We start from the raw sequence: 24,792 nt of genomic DNA, 5'->3' as shown, positions 1-24,792 counted from the left end.
GGGGTAAATACCCCCATGATCATCAAGAAAAATAAAGATAAATATTTCCATTAATTTATTGCCATTACACTCCCTTGCAACCCCTTTTGAATATCATCTACAAATCCATCTTGCTGATTAAATTTAGGTTTAGCCTTAATTTTTGATTCTGACTGCATTTGCTCACACTCTCCAACTTCCTCAGTATAAAACTCTTCAACTAAATCCAAGCCCTCCTCTGCATTCACCTCAAACCGTGCCTTGGCAAAGCATTGTCTCGCCATTTGATCCAATGCTGTTTGATTAAAACCCATCGCTTTGATTTGTTGATCAATCTCTTTAGCTGTCTGAATCGCTTGTTGCAGGCTGACTCCATCCCTCAGTGTCAAATCTACGTAATACACAGGAGTTCGATAACTTTGCGTGGTGGACTTACCTCTTAGGGTCAGTTGCAACGGTAGACATGACAGCAAACCATTCGATGCTGCATGGTAATAATTTAGCCGTGCTGCCAAAGTACGGATACTGTTAAAACCTGTGGTTCTAAAAATGAATGTACCGAGTTCATCACTTTCATCCAAATTGACATGTAAACGCCCATAGGGCTTGCAGTTTCCTCCTTGTGCTAATGAGCATAAGTCTGGTGAAGGGCATGGTTGCTGCTCAACACCCTGATTGGTGAGTCGCTGGCAGGTTTCACCATTACCTACACAGACAGGTCGCCCAGTCTGTCGGTCAAACAAAGTGTACTCAGCTCTAAGATTCAAATCAGGATCATTGAAGATCATCCGTACTGGAATGGTACGGAGTTTTTGATTCGGTGCTTTACTGCGTAATTGCTCATCAAGCGGATGCTTAATCCACCCCTCCTTGCTTTGGATTTGACTGGTAATGGTAAATTGGTCGTCCTTTTCAGGCAGTCGTTTACCGTTCTTTTCAACAACTTTACCAATACTAATACGTCCAAGGATCGGTGGTGTGATTGCTAAACCTTTAATCATGATAATTTTCCTCTAAATAAAATTTTACTGTTGACCCTTTGTTATGTAAGCAAATACAAAACCGTTTAAAGATCAGATGAAATGCAAAGACCGCCATTGTTGGCCTACCGCTCCTTCGGGAGTCGGTAGGTCGGGGGTGGTTTTTTGCGCTTTTTTGAAGACTGGAAATATTGATGTGATGGATTCAGTCATCGGTATAGATCTGAAAACGTCGTGTTCCTGCCTTGTTTTGCGGAAACTGCTCAAGCATTTCTGGGTGAAGTTTGAGTAAGGCTTTACTGTCTAAACAGATTGAGTCTTTGGATTTCTTCCACGTCACCGAACCATTCGCAAAGGTTGCTCGTTCAGCATCCTTCATCAACATCTGGATTTGATGCTTAATTTGATCAAAGTTATTTTGATGCTGCTCAATGTCATGCTTTTCTTGAATCAGTTGAGCAAACAATTGATTGGCTTGTTCGTTATGACTCAAGTCTTCAACAGTTAATGGAATATGTTGTGGATAGAGCTGCTGTATAGCTTTGGCTGCCGACTCACTGGCATCCACATCAGGTGGCGTGTCTTTTTCCACACACTCCCAGAAGTAACGTTCCGCATTGATGATATGTTTGATCACGGATTCGGAGCGCGTCACTTTGAAGATTTTGGTTTCATGCCCACAAATCAGCACACAAATATGTGCTGCCTTTTTGCCTGTTACAGCGAGTTGATGTTGCACCTGACACAGTACGTATAAAGGCACGCCATCTCGCCATAACTTTGCTCCATATTCTCCTGCGGTTTTGCATTCTAAAATCTGTACTTCCTCACTACCTACTACCGAGTAATCTAAGTTAGCCAGCATAAAATGCTTATCCTCATCAGGATGTTGTAGTACGGCATTGATACGACGGACTTTGTTGTTGGTATGCATGCTGTAGTACTCAGCCACCAATGGCTCTAGCTGTTTGCCCCAATATAAAGGGGCATGACCTGCGCTTTCATCTTCAATGGATTGTTTGACTCGACCTGTCTTGATCATCCATAGTTCAAGCATCGACATATAGGGATTGAGTCCACACGCTGCGGCACAATCACTACTACCGATGCCTTGACGACGTACTTCAAGCCATTCTGCTTGAGTCATGTATTTGGTATTGACCAAGCGTTTGGCTGTGAATAATTTTGGGGCAATAAATGGAGTACTTGCCTGTTGAATGGATGGATTTAAAATTGCGGTATTCATATTGAAGTCCTAATTATTTTGCTATGTAAAATGATGGGGATCACAAAAAATGGGCATAAAAAAACCACAGCCTAAGCTATGGTTTTAATAATTTTTAAAATTCGAAATTCCATTTAAAAATGCTTAGTTAGGTCTAACTTTCCATGATTGAAAAATGCATATTTCGTACTATGCAAGCATGTTAAGTGCCTGTTCCAATCCTCGTTGTTTGATCGATGCGCCAGCACCAAACCAAGCTGAATCGAGTCGATGATCTGTACTCATGGCACGTCTTTCATGATCAATAAATTCTGTAATTGAACACAGTAATCCATAGGCTGTTCCTTTAGCAGAACTCAACTCTGCACCACGTCCCTGACCATTAAACATGTCCATTGCTTTAGTCATCGCCTTCGCATTTGGCTCAGCTTTTTCCTTGGCATTTGCCTGTGCTGCCTGAGTCGCAACATCACGGTAAAACTGAATAATATTTTCTTCCTGATCTGCAATGCTCATTGTGGTGTTATTAAATACCGCATCAAAGAAAGCAGCTGCTTCTCCTTGGGTGACTCTACGCTGGCTGAGCTGCTTCATTTCGTACATGTGTTCATCCCATGCACGTACTGAAATGCCCAATTGCTGTTTGACTTTATCTGCATCAAACTTGGTACTATGCGGAACTTTCACTACACCTGCATTACTGTTCTGACCACGTAAAGCAATCGCCAAGGTGTTGTTGCAGACAACACGAATGGAGGTGAATTGTGCTGTTGTCGCAAGCGTACCGTCACATGCAGTTGCAAGAAGAATATAGCCATTACTGACATCCTTGCCTTTAAGTGCAGTAGATTGACCTGTACGTGCCAGCGCCCAGAATTTCTTGCCACCTTTAAGCACGCCTGCGGTTTCCAATTCAAAGCCTGATTGTTCAGTTAGATCACGATAGAACTCTAAGATCTCACGAGGTTGGACTTCCTGAAAACGTTGACTGACCACTGACAAAGGTGCATGAGTATCAGAACGGTACAGTACACGCTGGTCTTCATACGGCATGATGATGCTTTGCCCACGTTCATTCTGTGCCATATAACTGACATTGGATGACTCGATACGCCAGTCCATGCCTGCCTGCTGTGCCCAGACCTCAATCGGTTGGTTTTGACTTAGTTGATTCCCTAGCCCATGCCAAGGGGTATCACCGACATAAGCCATTTGTTCAAGTAAATGTGCCATAGATATATTCCTTTTAAATTGAAATTTGAATGTGTACTGATGTGATTAATGCAAAAGATGCGTTGGGAACTTTTGGTAGCAGTTTTGGCAAAAGCATAAGTTCTGCTGTGTTGGAGCACTTTGTTCTGTGAGCGAATTCAACACCCCACCGATTAGGGTTCCTGCGATTCCACCAACAATCGGCGGCAAATTGAAAGACTTCGCTACCGTGGTTCCTAATGCCGCTAATGTGGCTGGTGTTCCAAGACTGGATAAGGCTGTATTCGATTGTGATGGATTTGCTTCAATCAATATGACATTTGTTGAATTGCAACAGGGACAGCTCAAGCTCATGGCTCGACTCCTCAATTTCAGAGCATAAAAAAGCCTGCTCGAAGGCAGGCTTTGATTCCTTATTTTCATGCAAACTCAAAAGAGCTTCATGATTCTCATTAGGATGTTATGTATCTCAAATTATTTGGAATAGGATTAATAACTTATCTCTTTAATTCCTCTACGCCATCCAACATTGAATTGACCTATGCCAAATGTCTTCATCTTAGGAGAAGTTTTTACACGCATGTGCTGACCTTTCTTATCAGGATTTGCCAAGTAATTGGCTGCACGAATTGCATTCTTAACTTGTAATGGTTGATCACGATAAATCATACCTATACCCAACAGTCCATTCGTTTCAAACTTCTTTTTATTCTCTTCGGTATTACAGTTGTAGTATGTCCCTTGATTCATGGTTATGACTTCCCAGCATTGACCAACCATTTTGGCTAAAGCAGAATCTTGCTGATGTTGATTGCCATCATAAATGAGTAAAAGGTGACAATGATATCCTTTAGTAATACCCTGTTCTAAAGCCCATGCATAGCCCTGCAAGTCTGAAAAACAACCATCCTGATTAGCGATGCGATTCCTTAAAATAGCCAGTACCTCAGAAAAATTCTCAATATCCCAGTTTTCCTGATGCTTTTGTAAAATACTCAGGTCTACTCTTACAAAGAGTAATCTTGAGTAATGGGTTAAAAGCTTCTTTAAGCAATCCTGTAGCTTTATTGCATTGCATTCTTCTCGACGTTGAAATTCAATTCTTTCACATAAAGCAGATTTCATCTCATATTGAATCAAGCTTTGAATATGGAAGATATGGTGTTGTTCAAATTTCAAGATATCTTCATACATCTGGAGGTCTAGCTTTTCTAGCACATAGTCTACAAGTATGAGGACTCTTTTCATTATTCTTATCACATGTGAATATGCGAAGCCTTCACGATAAACCTGCTTAAACAAAAGAACAGCTTCTAGCAGCTCATTCCTAAACTCTTCGTCAGCATCTATATAGTTTTCAAAATAGACACTCTCAAGAAAGTTCTCGATAGAAATCAGTGAAGATGACTCATTGATTAAAGGTACATTCTGGGACATTTGGATTCTCACTTGGAACAAAAGGTTCATATGTAAGTGAGAGATGTAAAATTTTACTAATCTTGACTCTGAGTAGGATGTGTGGTCATCCTACTCCTCTAAAATGAATCATAGACTTTAAGACATATAATACTGATAAATATTAATCACTTAAGATAACCCAACTCATAAAAACATACAGCTCTATAAGATATATATATGATTATATTAATAATATATTTTACCTGCTTAAACTCCCCCCTAATTTTAGCCATATCATCGTCGATACTACCCTGTAGAGCGTTGGATCTTTCATAATTTACTAATAAACAATTGAAGCTAAAGTTACATCTTTTTTATTGGCACATATCGCATTGTAAATTCCCTCATAAGTTTAAAGTTCTTCGTTAAAAGGAATTATCAGTACCTCCCCCCCCTGTTACCCCTTATCTTTAAGCGGGAAAAACCCTCTAGATCTACATAAATACTATTAAAAATATTTTTATTATTCATCTTAAAACTAAATAAAAATTAAAAATATTTCGCTAAAATATACACATAAAATTCTACATAGTGATTTTAATAATGATACATGATCATAAAGGCCAAAATTTCCAGATCAACACACTTTTAGTAAATCATAGAATTAAATTTAGTGAGCGAGAGATTGAGTGTGGAATTAATATTTTTAATTTGAACTATCACTTTGGGACAAGTAGTAACTCTTCACTTTTACAAAAAGATTTGATTTTAACAAATTTCATTAGTAACCAAGAGCCGGTGGGAAATGCTGTCAATTATTTGATTGCAAGCATACAAAATACATTAGTTCCTACCGACGCTTTAAATTGGATTGAAGAAGATAATTACCGCTTACTTATATGGTTACTCAATCGCTTATCAACTCAATACAACCGTTTAATTGTTATTTATGGTATTAACAATCTATATAAGACTTTCTTATACAATATTGATGGAATTAACATTTCTATAGATGAAAAAATATTATTCCTACAAAACTGTCTTTCTTTCTGGAATGTAAACAAATTATCTGACCAAGAAACAAAATGGCTAGATCCATTGAACTCAGCACAACTAGCATGGGCATGGCAATATCTGGCTAAACACGGCCTACAAATTGAATGCTTCAACTTTACTTATAATGATCAGTCAAAATATATGTCCATCTTAGCTTGCTTGGATAATCTCTCTTATGGAACTTCTGAATCCAAAGAACTGATTCTTCTCAAAATGAAAAAAACATGGAGTCAAAAGAAATTTCGTGATTCTGGAAAAGCAAAAAAGCCCTACCATCTACCATTGACAATTGAGACTCAAGCACAGCTTGAAGAATTGGCTAAATTGAAAAACATGAATAAAAGTAAAGTTCTGGAAGCAATTATTTTAAAAGAGTTTAATGAATTTAAACTCAAATAAAGTGTACTCATTTGTACTAGTCCAGACCTGACCTGACCTGACCTGACCTGACCTGACAGATATTGATATCCTATTAAGTCTGTCAGAGAGAAAGTAATTAATCCATGTTTAACAAAATTTCTCGTAATATCTCTGGCTGGGTTCTCAACTCATGGATAATGGTCTCAGCAATATACACACCACTGTAAGGCATTCTATACTTGGATTTTTCCATCTCTTTGGATGGGTCTTTTGCCTTGAGGATTTGATTGATGCTTTTCAGTTCTAGCTGTAATTTTTCTATTTTTTTCGCTATTGAAGCTGGCTTTCTTCGCACACCGTCTGACTCAGCATTAGCTTGCTTCACCGACTGCTTACCCTGTTGCTCCAGTTGCTTGAGCAATTTTTGCTTAAGTTCAAATTCAGACTGGAGCCATTCAACATCATAAACCTCAAAGGCTTTGACTAAATCATCAATAATAAAATTAACTGCTTGATTCGGATTCTTCCATTTACCTTGTAAAGCTACCTGCTCTCTTAAGATGCGATACAGAATTTCCCGCCTTGGATATAAATGCTTTTCATAGCGTGCTTTGACTGCTAGCACTGCCTTTGCACTTTTGGCAAGTTGCTTATTATGGATAGACTCCAATCCACCCAGCAATTGCACATAGGCAATTAAAATATCTGAAAATCGTTTTTTGAACATTTTTATAGGCAAGCTGTTTACATCAATCCTTAACGTATTAAGCTGTGTTAAAAGTTCAGCTATTTGAAAAGGCTTAAAAGGAATAGTTTCTCCCATTATTTCTTGACGAAAAGCCATGAGCTCACTCAGTGGAAAATCATTCTGCTGCATTCTTCTTATGATTTTTTCTTTTTGATCAACATATGTTTGATTCTCATCTGCTATTGACTCATCACCCAGTTCACACTGATAGTAGTAGCAAAAGTTGAACCATATGTCCCGTTCAAGCAGACAGAGGTCTGATAATTTATTATTAGTCATAATTTATTAAAATACAGATAATTACAATAGAATAATACTACTATATTTCTAAATATGAGTACTGCTCTATTTTAAACCTTTTCTAAATTTTATAGTTACCCCATCAACGAACTGAACTAATGGTTTTAATATTATAGGTTGATTCCCAGCCAATATTTAAAGTTAAAAATTAGTTCTTTTATCTATTGTTTTGATTACAAGAGGATCACAGATATGGGCTACTTAACATCCAAAGAAATCCGCCATAAACTCAAAAATTGCTCTGCATCAACTTTATGGCGTTACCAACAACCTAATCAAAAAATGTTCGAGCAACCAATGCCTCAACCTATTAAGAAATGCGCTGGCTCTACTAGCCTTTGGGATGAAGAAACGTTTAACGAATGGCTAATCAAATATTTCAATAACAACCAAATGAGTAATCTGTCTAGCTAGACAGATTACTTAATTTTTTCCACCATTTTTTATAAGCCTTCGACATCTCTTTTTGATAATCATAATAGTCATATGTCCCCTGTTCCCCAGGCATCACATGACCAACCATCAGTTCCGCAACATCCCTACTTGTAAACGCACTGAAATTTGTCCTTGCTGTACGCCGTAAATCATGCATAGACCAATGATCCATTTCAATTTTATAATTCTTCCTTGCAAATTGCATGAAGTTATAAGGGGTATCTGTTGGCCCACTACGCCCCATTGGCTCTTTGCCATTTTCATGTGGGAAAATGTATTCAGAATTACTCAAATCCATTGCAGACTGAAGCCACGGTTTGATCTCATCAATAATAGGTCGAACAATGTCCCCTTTACTTCCTCCTGTCTTATGATTTTCATACGGTACTGTCCATGTATTTTTACTAAAATCAAAATCTGATTTCCGTGCAAGCCTCAACTCACTATATCGATTACCATAAAACAAACATAACTTGAGAAATAAAACATTCCTTAATGATGTTCTAGACTCATCACAAATTTTAAAAATTAAAGACAACTCATCATCTTGTAATACTCGAACAGTTTTATTTTTCTTAATATTTAAGTCACGCTTTCCAGTGATATGTCTTATGGGATTTTGCTCAATTAATTTTCGATTAATCCCCCAATCCAAACACTGCTTTGTATTCGTAAGAATGCGATCAGTAATTGATGGCGACTGTTTAAATTGCTCTTCTAGTAAATCTAACCACATGTGTAATGTAATTTGCTCGGCAGGGATTTCCCCCAACTTAGGAAAAACATATAGTTCAAATGATCTTAAATATTGATCTGCATTTTTTTTGTTTGGAATACTATATTTCGTATGCCACTCACGAAATAACGCTTCAAAAGTTATAGCCTCTGTGATCTTGTGAAGTTCTACTTTTTTATGAATACGTGGATCATGTCCCTTTTCTAAAATTGCTTTCATTTTCTGCAATTCAATACGAGCTTCTTTAAGGCTCATATTTGGATAGGTTCCCAAGTCTAAACGAGCTTGCTTATCGTTATATCGAAAACGCATCTGGAAAGTGAGCTTTCCTTTTTGAGAAACACGAACGCTCAATCCATCTTGATCAGGCTCCGTATGTATTGCTGAACGTTCACGATCTAGATTCTTCTTAAGCCACGTATCTGTTAAAGGCATTTTACTCCACCTGTGTACATATTTTTTTCAAATAGAAAATTCTAGAAAATATGTACACACATATGTACACAAACATACTGACTAGACTTGAAATCTATTGAACGGGGTTGAAAGACATATCAGACAAAGAATAACAATATTTTTATATTTTTACAGTACTTACGATGGTTTTATTATTATATTTGAAATAGGTTAAATGGACTTGAAATGGTGTCAAATATTTGGGTGGGAAATAATCGCGAAAGTACGTCGCTGTGCGACCTGCGCCGCTAACTCATCTTTAAAACTCATGCAAGACACCTACTGCAGAACCGCAGTGTATAAGATCAAAATAATCAATATGAAAAATTGGCGTAATTGTAGCAGATTTAAATCAATTTTATTGATTGTTGATATGTTCTAATTTATGCACAATTGAAAGTATTGTTATCTTTTTAATCTATATCTTTGCTTCGGATTTTTCGGCTTATCAGGAATGGTACGTTTAATCAGACCAGCTTCTAATGCAGGATTTAACTAATTCTTTTGGAACGTTGCTCGATGAGTTAATCCGACCAATTGCATCAACTCAGCGAAAGTACTGTCTCCTTGCTTCATTGCTGAAATTAACCTTTGAACTTGATCGCTCACTTGAACGGTAGCATGATTGCTAACTTAAGCCGAATGTTTAAACAACTCTTCTAAACGCTCAACATCCATAGGCAAGCCTAATAAATAACCCTGTAATTGCTGACAGCCTAAACGGGTTAAAATTTCTGCTTGCAATGGTCTTTCCACCCCTTCAGCAGTCACAGTTAAACCTAGTTTAATCGCCAATTGAATAATACTTTCTAAAATTAATTCTTCTTTACTGTCCGAACACAAATCTAAAATAAAAGCACGGTCAATTTTCAACTCATCGACTGGCAATTTTTTCAAATATAAGAAGCTCGAATGTCCTGTACCAAAATCATCAATCGCCAATTGAATCCCCATTTGACGCAAACGCTCAAAACTACGAATACTCGATTCAATATGATGCATTGCCGTGCTTTCAGTCACTTCAATCATCAGGTGTTGGGGTTGAATCTCATAGCGTTTAAACAAGTTTTCTAAAGTCGAAAATAAATGCTTATGTTCAAACTGCACTGCCGATAAATTCACAGCCACAGGGAATAACGGTGCGCCCCATCTTTCCCAAATTTGAATTTGTTTAAAGGCTTCTTCTAGCGTCCAATAGCCAATTTGAATAATCAACCCCGTCTTTTCAGCCCCTTTAATAAACATATTTGGTGTAAGTAAACCATGCACGGGATGATACCAACGAATTAAAGCTTCTACGCCACAAACTTTATGGTCAGTGGCTTTAAACTTTGGCTGATAGAACAGCTTCAATTGTTGTTGTTCAGCTGCTTTATATAAATCATTAATCAACTTACTTTGGCTTTTGGTCTCAAGTAACTCTAGATCATAATTAAAGACTGAACTGGTGTTACGCCCCTGATATTTAGAGGTCAGCATCGCCGCATCGGCATTCATTAAAATATCTTGCAAATTGGTGCCATGCTCTGGATACATCGCTATGCCAATACTGCCTGAGATATTAATGACCTTATCCTCAATTATGAAACTTTGCTGAATCAATTCCAATATTTTTTCAGAAATAACGGTGGCTTCGGCAATATCGGTATGTTCTATCACTAAAAGAAATTCATCGTCACCAATTCTTATTAACTGGGTATTTTCACCTAAGTGGGATTGCACTCGTTTAGACAACTGAATCAGCAATTGATCGCCAACATGGTGCCCAAATACATCATTCACCGCTTTAAAGCGGTCTAAGTCGATATATAAAAACGCAATTTTAGTATTTTTTTGCCTATGCTCAGAAAAAAGCAATTGTGCATATTCAGCTAAATATAAACGGTTGGGCAATTTGGTCAGATTATCTTTGAGTGCCTGATCGGCTAATTCTCGATTAGCCAAAGACAATTGTTTGCTTTTTTCTTCTAAGCGCAGCTCCAGCAGAGATACGCCCACCGCAGCAGCAAAAATCAGACTGGTCACTAAAATAACCACCAACAGGGCTGGTTCTTGCTCGATCTGGAAATGACTTGATTGAGGCAAATCGGCTGTAGAGTAAAAATGCAGTGCTTCCATGCCTATATAGTGCATGGCAACAATGCTCAGACTCATGAGCACCGCGATGAAAATTTTATATTGTGCCTGACGCTCCATTCTGCACTTGGAGCGAAACATAAACCAAAAGGTAAGTATTGCTCCACCAATCGCTACTAATACAGATAGCAAAACAATCGTGGGATCATAATAACTACGGTAACCTTCTACCTGAATTCCCATCATGCCCGTATAGTGCATGCCTGAAATGCCCAACCCCATCAAAATGCCGCTAAGGATCAAACGCGCCACAGGCAAGGTCGATTGTGTGGTCAGCCAAACCGCACACGTAGAGGCGATAAATGCAATAACAAAAGACAGGGTCGAAAAGCTAAGATCAAACTGATACGGCGCAGGTAATTGGCAGGCTAACATGCCCACAAAGTGCATACTCCACACTGCCGCACCTAGCAGCAAACCACTCATGATTAATGATATTTTTTTTAGTTGTTGTTGTACATTTTGAAAGAGCATTTGCTCAACAGACACTGCAAAATAACAGGCCAATACTGAGATTGCTACCGAGCCAATTACCAAGCTTAGATCATAATGTACATGCATTATTAGATGTGTCCATCTCTGTCATATTTTATTGTTTTTTGGTTACTCAATCTCACACTCTCTTATAAATAATAACTAAAAAGCAACCTGAACGGCGGATTGATCTAGCAAAGACCGCATTGATTTTAGAATCTAATACTATTCTGCTTTGGTCAATAGTCAAATAAATAATATATCGTCATGAAATAATGGCAATTTAAAACTGCGTATAGCTGTCTAACTCAAAACTATAAGCAGTTTGCCATTTTACTTTTAGCTTGAGGATAAAAAACCAGCAACTTTTAGTTGCTGGTTCTATTTTATTAAGATTGTAGCATTTTTTTATGGTTGATTCGGCTCAGATACACCTTTTTGTAACATGGCATAATCTTGCAACACCTGCGCTGCTTCAATCACAAAAGCTTCTTCCTCAGGCAAGGCAGGACGTTGTGCCGCCTTCATTTTGGCACGCGCTTCTGCCAAAGCATCAATGGATGCCTGATAGCTCTCCCAATTGGCAAATGGTTTCAAACCTGTTGCCTGACGGCGTTTGTTTTCCGCAGTCAGTGTTTGTTGTTCCAAAGCCAGCAACTCTGCTCTGCGTTGTTCAATATCTAACACAATGCTTTTGCGATCTTCAGTTTGTTTGGCAATTTGCTTACGTTGTTCCAAATATTGAAATTGCGGATCAAGCGTGACACGTTGCTGTGACAATTGACCCAACTTGGTGATGTACGGCTGTACTGAACCTTCACGCTTAAATGGCGCAGTTGGAATGGTATCCCACTTCAAGGCATTTTTAGCTTTACGCTCACCAAACTCCTCATTGTAAATATCCACCAGTTTAATATCTGGAATCACACCTTTGTTTTGGGTACTTCCACCTGTAATACGGTAGAACTTACGTTGAGTTAAGGTCGCCTGCCCATAAGCTAAGGTGTCGAGTTGTACCTGCGCTGTACCTTTACCTGTGGTGGTGCTACCAATCACAATCCCGCGCTGATAGTCCTGAATTGCAGCAGAGTAAATTTCACTGGCCGAAGCAGAAGCAAGGTTAATCATCACTGCCAATGGGCCTGCATAAGTCTGTGCACCACCATCGTCATCTTCAAATACGCTCACGTTGCCATTGCCATCACGAATTTGCACCACAGGGCCTGATTTGATTACTTGCCCAAGCATACGTGCCACTTCTTCCAATGAACCGCCAGGGTTGTTACGTAAATCAATAATAATCCCTGCGACATTTTTGGCCGCCAAACTTTTCAGGGCATTGTTGGTATCTTCCGACACCGAGCGATATTCATTACCTGCACGACGCGCACGGTAATTCAAATAAAACGATGGAATTTCAATCACACCATAGGTATAAGTTTGACCATCACGTTTGATGTCAATCGTTCGTGAGCGAACTCCCGCATCTTCTTCCTGAATCACATCACGCACAATGGTCACATTACGCGCCTGATTCATCGCCGCACCCGCACCCAACAAACGCACAGTGACTTTGGTGCCACGTTTACCGCGAATCAGCCCCACAATTTCATTGCTCGGCCAACCCACAACATCCACCATTTTTTCGCCATCTTGCGCCACACCAATAATGCGGTCACCCGATTTCACCTGCCCTGTTTTACTGGCAGGGCCACCTTCAACAATGGTTTCAATTTTGGTGTAGTCTTCATTGCCTCGTTCAGGACGAATCGATACCCCAATCCCCTCAAGCTGCAAAGTCGTTTGACGATTCAGCTCCATCGCATCGACAGGTGGGAAATAATTGCTGTGCGGATCATAAGTCAGCATCATCGCATTCAAAGTTTTATCCAGCACATCATCGCTCTTTAAACGATCCATACGCTCTAACTGGCGGGTATAACGCTTAGTTAGAGTCTGAACTGGAGTCAAATCTTCTGGACTTGCCAAATCCTGACCATTGGTCAATTCAGGGTTGTCTTTAATGGCTTTTTGTTTTGCCAATTCTTCTTCTTTGCTAATGGTCAGATTAATGAGCTGCGACACCAGCATTTTTTGCCAATGTGTACGCATTTCTGCTTCAGTATTAAAGAACGGTGCTTTTTCACGATCTGTTTCAATCGTGACATTTGGCTGTTTTAAATTTTGTGGTTTTTTCAGCTCTGCCAACATGAAATGATAAAACTGTTTTAAGCGTTCACGATACTGTGCATGAATTTGATACGGCCCCGCCAAGTTGCCTGCTTTTAAAGAAGCACCAAAAGTTGAGGCATATTGTTTGCGGTATTGCTCAACTTCTTTAGCCAAAAACAAAGTATGGTCTGGGTCTAAACTGTCGATATAAAAATCAAAAATGCGCTGCGACGTTGCGGCATCTAAACGCTGATTTAAATAATGCTGACGATCGACCAAGGTCGCCAATTGACGCGAAACCAAAGCTTGTTCCTGCGTCGGCACAATACTGTTAGCAACGACAGCGGTATTATTGGCTGCAATTGCCTCGTTAATGGCGTGAGAAAAGAAAAAACCGCCAGTTGCTATTGCAACCGCACAAGCGATAGTTTGAAGTTTCATAAAAATATTTACGTCCTTGGTTTTTGACCAATCTCTGCTTTTCACAATGAATTGAGCAGATTCAAAATCTTATACAACTTAATTTGGGTCTGTCGTGTAGTTTTATCATAATCTGTGCTGTCAAAATGTAGCAAATCATTGCAGAATTCAGGTATTGTTTTTTTAATTGATAAAAATCGAATACGGACACCCAATATGATTGGCGCATTGATGCTCGACATCGCTGGCACAGAACTTACTCAAGAAGATATTGAACTATTAAGCGCTCCGCAAGTCGGTGGAGTTATTTTATTTGCCCGAAATATCCAATCTCCTGCGCAAGTACGCGCCCTGACTGATCACATGCGTCAGGTGCGCCCTGATATTTTAATTGCAGTCGATCAGGAAGGCGGACGCGTACAACGCTTAAAACAAGGTTTTACGCTATTGCCTGCCATGGGCCGATTTGGCGAGTTATATCAAAGCGAACCTGAACGTGCATTAGGTTTAGCCGAAGAATGTGGCTGGTTGATGGCCACCGAAGTATTAGCGGTAGGCATTGATTTTAGTTTTGCACCTGTTTTAGATCTAAATGGTGTCAGTGATGTGATTGGAGATCGTGCTTTTGCTGCCCGTCCTGCCAATATTATTGCTTTGGCAGAGGCTTTTTTAAGTGGAATGCATCGTGCGGGAATGGCAACCACAGGCAAACACTTTCCGGGACACGGTTCGGTTAAAGCCGACTCTCACGTTGCTGCCGCGATAGATTCACGTTCTTTTGCTGAAATTCAGCAACAGGATATGCAAACCTTTATCCAACTGCAAAATCAACTAGATGCGCTCATGCCTGCGCATGTCATTTATGATCAGGTCGACCCGAACCCTGCAGGTTTTTCTGAATTTTGGCTACAGCAAGTGCTTCGCAAAGACTTGGGCTATGATGGAGTAATTTTTTCGGACGATTTAAGCATGCAGGCCGCTTGTGTAGCAGGCGATGCTGATGCGCGTATTCAAGCCGCTTTGCTCGCAGGCTGTGACATGGGGCTGGTCTGCAACAACCGTGCAGCACAACGATTGGCTTTAAGTGCGATTGCCGATTTACCCTTGCCGAATCAGGCACGTTTAGAACGCATGCGCGGTAAAATCCCTGAGCCTAATGCGGAGTTTAACATTACTGAAGTTTTGGATTTAGGCGATGAATGGCGAAGCGTCCGTGATCGTATTTTGGCATTTAAAGAACAAAGTGCCACGCTACTCGCAGCGCAAACCAGTCACGACCCGACCGATTATTCAAGTGCCACTAAAAACGCTGCAACTTGAGATCACCACAAACTAACCACACGCCTTCACTTTTTCACAGCATTTATACGACAAAGGAACACGACAGCGTGTTCCTTTTTGATTATGATGAATTTATTCTATTTTAAGTATATGCCTGACACCGCAGCTTGAGTGTCAAAGCATGCCTAAAAAGACAACGACCACCATACAAACAATTAAGGTCTATACGAAAATGACAAAAACATTGCTGAACAGCAAAATCACGACAGAAAAAAGGACTAAAATGCACAACTCAGATGCCAAGCCAACTCACTCAGACACGACTGCATTGTCCAAACATCGGCATATTTCTTTTACCGCACATTATACGGGGTACATCTGGTATCAAATGGGGATTTCACATCCTGTATTTGCGACCCGTAAAGGCAAGTTTTTAGCCAAATTGGTACATCCTTTAGAAAACTGGGCAGAACGTCATGTGGGCGGCAGTATGCGCAACACCCTCAAACAACGTCATCAAATGATTGATGCTCACTTAACCGCACTAATTCAACAACATCCGCAATTACAAGTGCTCGAAATTGCTTCAGGACTGTCACCACGTAGCTGGAATTTTCGACAAAAATATCCTGAACTGAATTACCGTGAACTGGATTTGCCCGATATAGCGCAAATTAAAACCCAAGCGTTACGAGAAATTGACAACGATGCACCCGCAGTGCTCACCGCCGATATTTTTAGTGACTCCTTTCAACAAGTCTTTGAATATTTTGACCACTCGCAGCCCTTGGTGATTATTAGTGAAGGTCTAATTAACTACTTCACCAAAGACATGCTGCAACAGCTGTTAAATGGCATGTGTAACTACACCCAAGACTTTCCAGAACTGCATTATTTAACCGATATTTACCCTGAACCCGTCAAGAACAAGCTCGCCAACTTTATTTGGAACTGCAGCCGATTATTGAAATTTATGTCACGCAGTGCTTTCACTTTCCACTTTCAAACTCCGCAGGAATTAACTCAATTTTTTCAAAGCGCAGGTTTTGAGCAAGTGCAGCTACAACAACCAAAACTGTATTTTTCAAATACCTCTTTAGAAAAAACAACGACAGAACATTTAGGCGATTTAGTTTGGATGATTCATGCCTACAAAAAAAATAGCGTGGTTTAACACGCTATTTTGCTTCTATTTTCTTTGGATAATTTTAAACTAAGCAAACTGATTGCACCGACTAACAGACAAATTCCAAATTTTGTGCAGCCACTTTTTGACGTTCCACATAACGCAACAAACGCTCTGCCACCTCAAAACTACCATGCTTAAATAATGCACGTAATTGTTGCCCATCGCTTTCAAAAATTAAGCATTCAATGCTAAAACTACCTTCTTCATCCTGTAACTCTATGGCCAGATCTCGTTCATACTGTGCTGCTTGTGCCGCCAACGCTGCATTTTCAAAATTAAGCAATACACCAAAGAAGTTTAAATCCACAATATTTGTAGCAATTTTCAAATCAGAATAACGATATTGCAAATGGCATTGCGGATTTTGCACCCGAATACGCGCCTCACCACGACGTTCCATCGTCAACAACTGCGCACGTGTCAGAGGAATGATGCCATCTAAGTCCTGAATAGATTCATCGCTTAAAAAGGTCGCAAACAAATTCATGGTTTCTTTTCGGCGCTGTAGTTGCGGCACATGATCTGCATTGGCAATCATGGCAAACTCCATATTCGGGCACTGTAAAGCGAAATTGGCATTTTCATGCGGTAAGGTAAAACTATCATATTGCCCACACGCCACCAAAACCTTACATTGTGGAATAGGCACATTAGTTAAACGCAATAAACGGTTGCAGTTCACATCGTAGCGATCTTGCTCTGTGGCGGTAAAGTCGGCCATTTGTCGGTAAAACAAACGCTTTGCAGTCGGAGACATGCGAGTTTGTTCCATTTTGGCATGATTGACCAAGTACAAAATCACCGCCTGACCAAACTCATCCATGCGCTGCTCTTTCATTAAATGCAGCGATTCTTCAAGCAACATGCGCCAACTTTTACGGGTCTTTTGCATAACCCCCATTAAAATCATGCGGTCAATCAATTCAGGACGTTGATCTGCCAGACACGATGCCACCACCGAACCCAATGACATGCCCATGACGGACACTTTATCTAAGCCCACAATATCTAGCCAGTCACCCAACATCTGACCTAAATCATGCAGTTCTAGTGTTCCTGCCGACTCACCTGTTTCCACATTGGTCATTTGCTGATTGGCGCCCATAGATGGCATATCAATTAAAATAATTGGCCCAGCACGAAAGAGCTGTTCCACACAATATTTATACGAATTAAAGTTTTGGAATGCACCGCCAATAATCACAATTGGGGTTAAATGTGCGGTTTCTGGCTGAGCAATTGCCATGTACTCCACTTTCCAACCATTGATCCAAGTGGTACGAGCGGGTTGTTTAAAGCTGTGCTTATCGTAAATATCAAAAAAACAGACATGCGAACTTGCGTCCTGTACATCCGTATCCATCTGGATCATGGAATTCATATTCCTTACCTCCATGCGTATTTTATTTTTATTGTGCAAGTGTTCGTAATTGAACGATTACCCACTTATCTGAATTAAAGTGGCATCCTGCTTATTGTTGTGAATGACATCAATGTCGTTATCGCATCATTCTATACAGGTGCTGATTTTATACGCAAGATTTTCTATGACCGCTCATCTACTTTTAAATCATGAAGCATTTCAAAATATTTATTTTAAAGATGAAAGCATTGAAAAATATGTAAAGATTGAACAATTTAGTCAATTTTCTGCCGAGATGCTTCATTGTGCAGGCACAGACTGCTAATATCGAGTTGAAATTTCTAAGTGATCAAACCGCTATGCAAGAGTCTATTGAACAATATATGCAAACGGTAGGACAACAAGCACGCCAAGCCTCTCGTGTCTTAGCAAGCGCTTCTACCCAATCTAAAAACAATGCGTTATCGGCTATTTATACGGCATTGGAAAATAGCGAGTCCGCTATTTTAGCTGCCAACCAAATTGATATGACCAAAGGTCGTAACAACAACTTGGATAGCGCACTGCTTGATCGCTTAGAACTTAACCCCGCACGCTTTAAAGGCATGTTACAAGGTCTAAAAGATGTGATTGGCCTCATGGATCCAATTGGAGAAATTACCGATATGGCTTATCGCCCATCAGGTATTCAATTGGGTAAAATGCGGGTGCCACTAGGTGTGGTGGGTATGATTTACGAATCACGTCCCAACGTGACCCTAGAAGCGGCGTCTTTAGCGTTAAAGTCAGGCAATGCGATTATTTTACGTGGTGGTTCTGAAGCTCTGGAATCGAACCAAGCGATTGCTGCTGCAATTCAACACGGTTTAAAAACTTCGGGTTTGCCAGAAACATCAGTGCAAGTGATTAACACTTCAGATCGTGCTGCTGTTGGGCAATTAATTACCATGTCTGAATATGTAGATGTGATTGTGCCACGTGGCGGTAAAAGCCTGATTGAACGCATCAGCAATGAAGCACGTATTCCCGTGATTAAACATTTGGATGGTAACTGTCACGTATTTGTAGAAGCACAGGCCGATTTACAAAAAGCTCTGCCTATTGCGCTGAATGCCAAAACTCATCGTTATGGTGTCTGCAATGCGATGGAAACCTTGTTGGTTGACGAAGCTGTTGCTGCACAATTCTTGCCACGCATTGCCGAACTGTATGCAGAAAAACAAGTCGAATTACGCGGCTGCCCTGCAACCCAAAAGATTTTGGGCACAAGTGTCAAAACAGCAACCGAAGAAGATTGGTACACCGAATATTTAGGCCCAATTTTGGCAATTAAAGTGGTTACAGGAATTGATGAGGCAATTGACCATATCAATAAATATGGTTCACATCATACCGATGCCATCATTACTGAAAATTTTAGTTTAGCGCGTCAATTCTTGGCTGCAGTAGATTCAAGTTCAGTCATGATTAACGCTTCTACCCGCTTTGCTGATGGTTTTGAATATGGTTTAGGCGCTGAAATTGGAATCTCTACCGACAAAATTCATACCCGCGGCCCTGTTGGTTTAGAAGGTTTAACCTCACAAAAATGGGTGGTGTTTGGTGATGGTCAAATCCGCCAATAAAATCAATCTGTAATTTTGTAATAGCCAAACATAATGTTCAGTTTTACAGAAAGCTGAACATTATTCCATTCTTTTGAACACACTATTTTAAGACACAGTTCCACTACACATTTCTATCTCGCGCTCACTTAAAATAAAAATCACCATCAAGATTAAAAAAATCATCAAAAAGAGTGGCGATGCTTATGTTTTATTATTTAATTATTAGTACCTTTGCTTTGGCACTTTTGGTGTCATTCATTGTCATGCGTTTGTTTTCTAACTCCATCAATGCAATTTTGGCGCGTATCATTCACGACCCAATTCATGAAGCATGGGCAAAGTACACTAAATTTGCAGGTATGGTGGTCGGTACATCTTCAGGCATTCGTATTTACGATATGGAAAAATACATTACGCCACTTACTTATGCCGAAAATGACAAAAGAATTGTGATTGAGCTGACGCAAGAACGCTGGGTATTGGAAATTTACCGCACGATTATTGAAACCTTACAAGGCTTGGCGTGGATGATGTTGGTGTTTTTTATGGTGGCACTGATTGCTTATGTGATTGTCCGTTGGTCAGAAATTAAATACGCTGCCAAATCAAAATAAACTGACAAAAATTGAGGAAATAATTTAAAACAGTTTGCCACACGCCTAAAGAAAGAAGTGTGCTATGTTAAGAGAATACAACAGAAATTAAGCAGTAATTAAAACCATCATTTCATCAAAAAATGAAAGTTTCGGACTGATAAATTTTAATTATTTCTGATTTCATGGTCGATAATGCTTAAGTCTAATCTCCTAAAGTCTATCTAGGAGCAATAAAAAACACATGATAAAACATATGTCATGATCAAGTTTACAGCGTATTAGATTGCTATTTGCATAACTTGCAATGCAGCTTGATTGACTAGGGATAACTTCAATTAGAATTCGGGTACATAAAAGTGACTACATCAGTATTAGTGATTAACTGCGGATCTTCTTCTATCAAATATGCGCTTGTATCTGAAAGCGTTGGAGATCGTATCTTTGGTTTGGCAGAAAATCTAGGTTCTGCTGATGCACGCATTAAAGGTGTTACCGTAGGTGGTGAACCTCTCGAACTTTCTATTCCACATGCTGACCATGAAAAAGCATTGGAAACTATTCTTGGTCGCTTATCTCAATATAAGCCTCAAGCTATTGGTCACCGCGTTGTACACGGCGGTACTTTAACCAAAGCAGAATTATTAACCGAAGAAATCGTGCAACGTATTCGTGAAGCAACTCCGCTTGCACCTTTACACAACCCTGCACACTTGGTAGGTATTGAGGCAACAATGCGTTTGTTCCCTGAACTTCCGCAAGTGGCTGTATTTGATACTGCATTCCACCAAACCATGCCTGCACGTGCATACCGTTATGCAGTACCTAAATTCTTATATACCGACCACAACGTACGTCGTTATGGCTTCCACGGCACAAGCCATGCTTACGTTTCAGAGCGTGGTTCAGAGTTGGCTGGCAGCTTTAAACAAGGTGGTTGGTTAACTGCTCACTTAGGTAACGGTAGCTCGACTTGTGCAATTTGGAATGGTCAAAGTGTAGATACGTCTATGGGCTTAACCCCACTTGAAGGCTTGGTGATGGGTACGCGTAGTGGCGATGTAGACCCAAGCTTACACAGCTTCCTTGCAAGCAACTTAGGTTGGGATATTTACAAAATTGACAAAATGCTGAACAGCCAAAGTGGTTTACTTGGTTTGTCAGGCTTATCGAATGACATGCGCACCCTCATTGAAGCATCTGAACAAGGTAACGAAGATGCAACGCTTGCCATTGAAGTATTCTGCTACCGTTTAGCTAAATCTTTAGCTGCACTTAGCTGTGGTTTACCACGCTTAGATGGCTTATTCTTCACAGGCGGTATTGGCGAAAACTCTGCTTACATCCGTGAAAAAACTGTATCTTACTTGCCACACTTTGGCTTTAACTTCAGCAAAGAACGCAATGACAGCTTAAAACGCGGTACTGAAGGTCGTATTGATGCCGGTACAGGCGGTCCACAAATTTGGGTTGTACCAACTGACGAAGAAGGCCGTATTGCGAAAGAAACTGCGCAAGTTGCAGAGGAGCTAAAGTCAGCTGCAAAAAAGTCTGAATGTGACGCTGCGATTGCTTAAGCAATCGTACTGCTCAGCCACTTTCAATCAGTCCCTTTACGATTTAGAAAAAATTATGAAAACAATACTTTTGGTTCCTACAGAAATTGGTGTTGGTTTAACATCGGCATGTTTAGGTTTAATTTACGCTTTGGAATGCCAAGGCGTAAAAGCAGGTTTCTTAAAACCTTTTTCACAAGAATTACAACCTGAAGCAGACCGCACGACTGCGTTGTATCGTCACCTGTTCAAGCATGAAACAGTTGAACCGATTTCTTATGCTGCACTGACTGAGCGTTTAAAAAATGATGAAAATGACGAATTGCTTGAAGATGCAGTTCGTTTACATCGTGAAATTTCTAAACATCACGATATTATTATTGTCGAAGGCGTGTTGCCAAACGGACGTGATCCATTTGCAACTGAATTGAATGCAAATTTGGCCAAAGCACTGGATGCAAAAGTCATTATTGTGAGCAATGCCGACATCAACAATCCTGTTAAAACAGCGTCAAAAGTAGACAATCAATTCCGTTTCTTTGGTGGTGCGTCTGGTGAACGTACTGCGGGCGTATTGTTCATGCGCACCAAAGGTTTGCCTGAAGGTTCTGCACAAATTCCTGTTACGCTAGATCCAAATTTACGTTTAATTAGCGACACCAACCAATTTGTCAGCAAAATTCAGACCACACATCCAATGATTGGTAAAGACTGCATGCCAGTGATTGGCTTAGTGCCTTTTAGCAACACTTTAAGTGTGCCACGCATGTCTGACTTAGCTGCGCACATTTCAGCAGAATGGATCAACCAAGGTGAAGCAACACAGCGTCGTGTATTACACAGCAGCTTAATTGCATCAAATATTGAACACGAAATGCATAAATTTGTGGCAGGCGAACTCATTGTTAGTGGTGCTGATCGTGTCGATGTATTGCTTGCCAGCAGTTTAGCTAGCAGCAATGGCATTCCACTTGCAGGTTTGGTGTTAACTGAACAAAAAGCGCCAAGCGCAGCAGCATTAGAATTCTGCCAAGCAGCTATGAAAAATGGCTTGCCAATTTTACATACTAAATTAAGCACATTTGAAACAGCGCAACAGTTGTTAAATCTTAGCAACGAAATTCCTGTAGATGATACTGAACGAGCAGAACAAGTTACACGTTTTGTAGCTAGCCACATCAATCAAGAGTGGTTGTCTCATTTAATTAGCGATTCGTACAAACCACGTTTATCACCTTCTGCATTCCGTCATGAATTGGTGCAAAAATCAATCGCAGCTAAAAAACGTATCGTGCTTCCAGAGGGTGATGAGCCACGTACCGTTCAAGCCGCAGCGATTTGTCAATCACGTGGTATTGCTCACTGCATATTATTAGCAAAACCAGAAGCGGTAGTTGATGTTGCCAAAGCACGTGGTATAGAGCTTCCACACGACTTAGAAATCATTGATCCTGACTTGATTCGTGAAAATTATGTCGAAAAAATGGTGGAAATGCGTAAAGGCAAACTTACTGAAGATCAAGCACGTGAACAACTGCAAGACACCGTCGTATTAGGTACGATGATGTTAGCACTTGATCAGGTTGATGGCTTGGTGTCTGGTGCTGTACATACTACAGCCAATACAGTTCGCCCTGCGTTCCAGCTCATTAAAACTGCACCTGATTATTCATTGGTATCTTCAGTATTCTTTATGCTGTTACCTGATGAAGTCTATGTGTACGGTGACTGTGCGATTAACCCAGACCCAGATGCAGAACAATTGGCTGAAATTGCGATTCAGTCTGCAGACTCTGCAAAAGCGTTTGGTATTGACCCACGTATTGCCATGATTTCTTACTCAACGGGTACTTCAGGTGCAGGTGCTGACGTCGAAAAAGTAGCGAAAGCGACTGAAATTGCAAAACAGCGTCGTCCTGACTTACTGATTGATGGTCCATTACAGTACGATGCGGCATCGGTTGAAAGTGTTGGTCGCTCTAAAGCACCGAACTCTCAAGTTGCAGGTCGCGCCAATGTGTTCATTTTCCCTGACTTGAACACAGGTAACACGACATATAAAGCAGTACAGCGTTCTGCCAATGTGGTGAGTGTTGGTCCAATGCTACAAGGCTTGAATAAGCCAGTGAATGACTTATCCCGCGGTGCATTGGTAGATGACATTGTGTTTACCATTGCATTGACTGCGATTCAGGCAGAGCAACAAGCAGCTCAATAATTCGTAAAGTTAAGTTTTACAAACCACCTGATTGAAAAATTGGGTGGTTTTTTTATCCCTCTCTGTAGATTCATAGATCACTACAAATAAATCGCTACAAAAATTGATTAACGCCATCCAATGAATTTTTCAAAACCTCTGCGCCAACCACACCGTATGTCCTGCACAATCCTGATCTTCCGCGAGCATTTTCACAACTTTAAAGCCATGATCTTTTAACAATTGTCGATACTCATCCTGCGACAAACTGGCATGATAAAGTGCCTCACCAAACATTTCCCCAATCGCCTCGCCCGCAGCAGGTCCACTGCTAAACATTAATACTGTATTGCTGGTAGACCACAGCGCAAATTTCTCGACCATGCAGCGCTGATCGTTTGGCGTTAAATGAAAAAAGCTATCCCACGCCAAAATACCATCAAAGCACTGATTCAAATTCACTGAGCGCATATCGGCTTCAATCCAACACTGTGTAGGAAAATGTTCACGTGCCATTTCCAGCATGGTGTCTGAACTATCTACCCCTGTAAGTTGATGCCCATGTTGCAATAGATACGCAGCAATTGGACGCCCCGAACCACAGCCTAAATCTAAAATTTTGGCCTGCGCAGGCAAAAGGCCAAGAAAACGATCTAGCCAAGTTTTTTCATATAACAACTGACCACGCAAGTCCGTCCAAGATTTTGCATACCGTCGATAAATAGAGATAATCTGAGCAGCTAAATACGAGGAATCATTCATATTTACCTCAATCACTATTGTAAAAAAGTCCTTTAAATAGCTGAATTTGCACAAACAAAACAACAAAATCATAGTGCGTTTGAGCGATATGAATTGATGGATATTTCACAAATACTTTGAAGCTGATCAGTGTTATTAAACTTTCGCCCAAAGCTTG

General features: G+C 40.2%; 19 protein-coding genes and 2 pseudogenes. 8 read left to right on the top strand and 13 right to left on the bottom strand.

Features of this window, described 5'->3' with window-relative positions:
- Nucleotides 1-50 precede the first annotated feature (50 nt).
- The 5 genes from L6C30_RS02085 to L6C30_RS02065 form a co-directional block, all read right to left on the bottom strand.
- Nucleotides 51-980: a hydrolase or metal-binding protein gene (locus tag L6C30_RS02085; protein WP_236162792.1), complete on the bottom strand. Its 930-nt coding sequence runs from the start codon at nt 978-980 to the stop codon at nt 51-53.
- Between the two features lie 184 nt (nt 981-1,164).
- Nucleotides 1,165-2,205, bottom strand: a complete 1,041-nt coding sequence (locus L6C30_RS02080; RefSeq protein WP_236162791.1) for a YqaJ viral recombinase family protein — start codon at nt 2,203-2,205, stop codon at nt 1,165-1,167.
- A 168-nt stretch (nt 2,206-2,373) separates the two neighbouring features.
- Nucleotides 2,374-3,417, bottom strand: a complete 1,044-nt coding sequence (locus L6C30_RS02075; RefSeq protein ID WP_236162790.1) for a DUF932 domain-containing protein — start codon at nt 3,415-3,417, stop codon at nt 2,374-2,376.
- 45 nt (nt 3,418-3,462) lie between these two features.
- Entirely contained in the window at nt 3,463-3,750 is a 288-nt protein-coding gene (locus tag L6C30_RS02070) for a hypothetical protein (RefSeq protein WP_236162789.1), read from the bottom strand.
- Nucleotides 3,751-3,885: 135 nt separating this feature from the next.
- Nucleotides 3,886-4,833, bottom strand: a complete 948-nt coding sequence (locus L6C30_RS02065) for an inovirus-type Gp2 protein (RefSeq protein ID WP_019838394.1) — start codon at nt 4,831-4,833, stop codon at nt 3,886-3,888.
- A gap of 564 nt (nt 4,834-5,397) precedes the next feature.
- Here L6C30_RS02065 and L6C30_RS02060 point away from each other — a divergent pair.
- Entirely contained in the window at nt 5,398-6,249 is an 852-nt protein-coding gene (locus L6C30_RS02060; protein ID WP_019838393.1) for a hypothetical protein, read from the top strand.
- A gap of 97 nt (nt 6,250-6,346) precedes the next feature.
- Here the strand turns inward: L6C30_RS02060 and L6C30_RS02055 are convergent, their stop codons facing one another.
- Entirely contained in the window at nt 6,347-7,237 is an 891-nt protein-coding gene (locus tag L6C30_RS02055; RefSeq protein ID WP_236162788.1) for a hypothetical protein, read from the bottom strand.
- A 213-nt stretch (nt 7,238-7,450) separates the two neighbouring features.
- Here L6C30_RS02055 and L6C30_RS02050 point away from each other — a divergent pair, with 213 nt between their 5' ends.
- Nucleotides 7,451-7,672 carry a hypothetical protein gene (locus L6C30_RS02050; RefSeq protein WP_000541018.1) on the top strand — a complete coding sequence of 74 codons (222 nt, stop codon included), beginning with the start codon at nt 7,451-7,453 and terminating at the stop codon, nt 7,670-7,672.
- Here L6C30_RS02050 and L6C30_RS02045 read toward each other — a convergent pair.
- The 5 genes and pseudogenes from L6C30_RS02045 to L6C30_RS02030 all read right to left on the bottom strand — a co-directional run bounded on the left by L6C30_RS02045 (nt 7,665) and on the right by L6C30_RS02030 (nt 14,108).
- Entirely contained in the window at nt 7,665-8,864 is a 1,200-nt protein-coding gene (locus L6C30_RS02045; RefSeq protein WP_236162787.1) for an integrase arm-type DNA-binding domain-containing protein, read from the bottom strand. The two genes, L6C30_RS02050 and L6C30_RS02045, sit on opposite strands and share 8 nt — an antisense overlap.
- Before the next feature lie 219 nt (nt 8,865-9,083).
- Nucleotides 9,084-9,155: pseudogene (locus tag L6C30_RS14965) on the bottom strand (hypothetical protein); the annotation flags it as partial.
- Nucleotides 9,156-9,290: 135 nt separating this feature from the next.
- Nucleotides 9,291-9,515 (bottom strand): annotated as a pseudogene (locus L6C30_RS02040) (Fic family protein); the annotation flags it as partial.
- Nucleotides 9,516-9,518: 3 nt separating this feature from the next.
- Nucleotides 9,519-11,585: a bifunctional diguanylate cyclase/phosphodiesterase gene (locus tag L6C30_RS02035; RefSeq protein ID WP_236162801.1), complete on the bottom strand. Its 2,067-nt coding sequence runs from the start codon at nt 11,583-11,585 to the stop codon at nt 9,519-9,521.
- A 318-nt stretch (nt 11,586-11,903) separates the two neighbouring features.
- A complete protein-coding gene (locus L6C30_RS02030; protein WP_236162786.1) occupies nt 11,904-14,108 on the bottom strand; it encodes a carboxy terminal-processing peptidase in 2,205 nt (734 codons plus the stop codon).
- A 195-nt stretch (nt 14,109-14,303) separates the two neighbouring features.
- Between L6C30_RS02030 and nagZ the strand changes: the two genes are divergently transcribed.
- Entirely contained in the window at nt 14,304-15,407 is a 1,104-nt protein-coding gene (gene nagZ / locus L6C30_RS02025; RefSeq protein WP_236162785.1) for a beta-N-acetylhexosaminidase, read from the top strand.
- Nucleotides 15,408-15,651: 244 nt separating this feature from the next.
- On the top strand, nt 15,652-16,542 hold the full coding sequence (locus L6C30_RS02020) for a class I SAM-dependent methyltransferase (RefSeq protein WP_236162784.1): 891 nt from the start codon (nt 15,652-15,654) through the stop codon (nt 16,540-16,542).
- A gap of 61 nt (nt 16,543-16,603) precedes the next feature.
- Here L6C30_RS02020 and L6C30_RS02015 read toward each other — a convergent pair whose 3' ends face one another.
- On the bottom strand, nt 16,604-17,938 hold the full coding sequence (locus L6C30_RS02015; RefSeq protein WP_026438070.1) for an alpha/beta fold hydrolase: 1,335 nt from the start codon (nt 17,936-17,938) through the stop codon (nt 16,604-16,606).
- A gap of 341 nt (nt 17,939-18,279) precedes the next feature.
- Here L6C30_RS02015 and L6C30_RS02010 point away from each other — a divergent pair, with 341 nt between their 5' ends.
- From L6C30_RS02010 to pta, 4 genes are all read left to right on the top strand, one after another.
- The gene (locus L6C30_RS02010; RefSeq protein WP_019836818.1) at nt 18,280-19,545 is read left to right on the top strand and encodes a glutamate-5-semialdehyde dehydrogenase; all 1,266 of its coding nucleotides are present in this window, start codon (nt 18,280-18,282) and stop codon (nt 19,543-19,545) included.
- Between the two features lie 185 nt (nt 19,546-19,730).
- A complete protein-coding gene (locus tag L6C30_RS02005; RefSeq protein WP_019836819.1) occupies nt 19,731-20,141 on the top strand; it encodes a hypothetical protein in 411 nt (136 codons plus the stop codon).
- A 338-nt stretch (nt 20,142-20,479) separates the two neighbouring features.
- On the top strand, nt 20,480-21,697 hold the full coding sequence (locus L6C30_RS02000; protein ID WP_026438071.1) for an acetate/propionate family kinase: 1,218 nt from the start codon (nt 20,480-20,482) through the stop codon (nt 21,695-21,697).
- Between the two features lie 55 nt (nt 21,698-21,752).
- Nucleotides 21,753-23,894 carry a phosphate acetyltransferase gene (gene pta / locus L6C30_RS01995; protein WP_019836821.1) on the top strand — a complete coding sequence of 714 codons (2,142 nt, stop codon included), beginning with the start codon at nt 21,753-21,755 and terminating at the stop codon, nt 23,892-23,894.
- A 129-nt stretch (nt 23,895-24,023) separates the two neighbouring features.
- Here pta and L6C30_RS01990 read toward each other — a convergent pair whose 3' ends face one another.
- Nucleotides 24,024-24,635, bottom strand: a complete 612-nt coding sequence (locus L6C30_RS01990) for a class I SAM-dependent methyltransferase (RefSeq protein ID WP_070153231.1) — start codon at nt 24,633-24,635, stop codon at nt 24,024-24,026.
- Nucleotides 24,636-24,792: the final 157 nt, after the last annotated feature.

The sequence above is a fragment of the Acinetobacter sp. KAM396 genome (assembly GCF_021602765.1).
Taxonomy (GTDB): domain Bacteria; phylum Pseudomonadota; class Gammaproteobacteria; order Pseudomonadales; family Moraxellaceae; genus Acinetobacter; species Acinetobacter towneri_A.
Note: the sequence above shows the minus strand (reverse complement) of the source record. Positions and strands in the feature narration are given on the sequence as shown.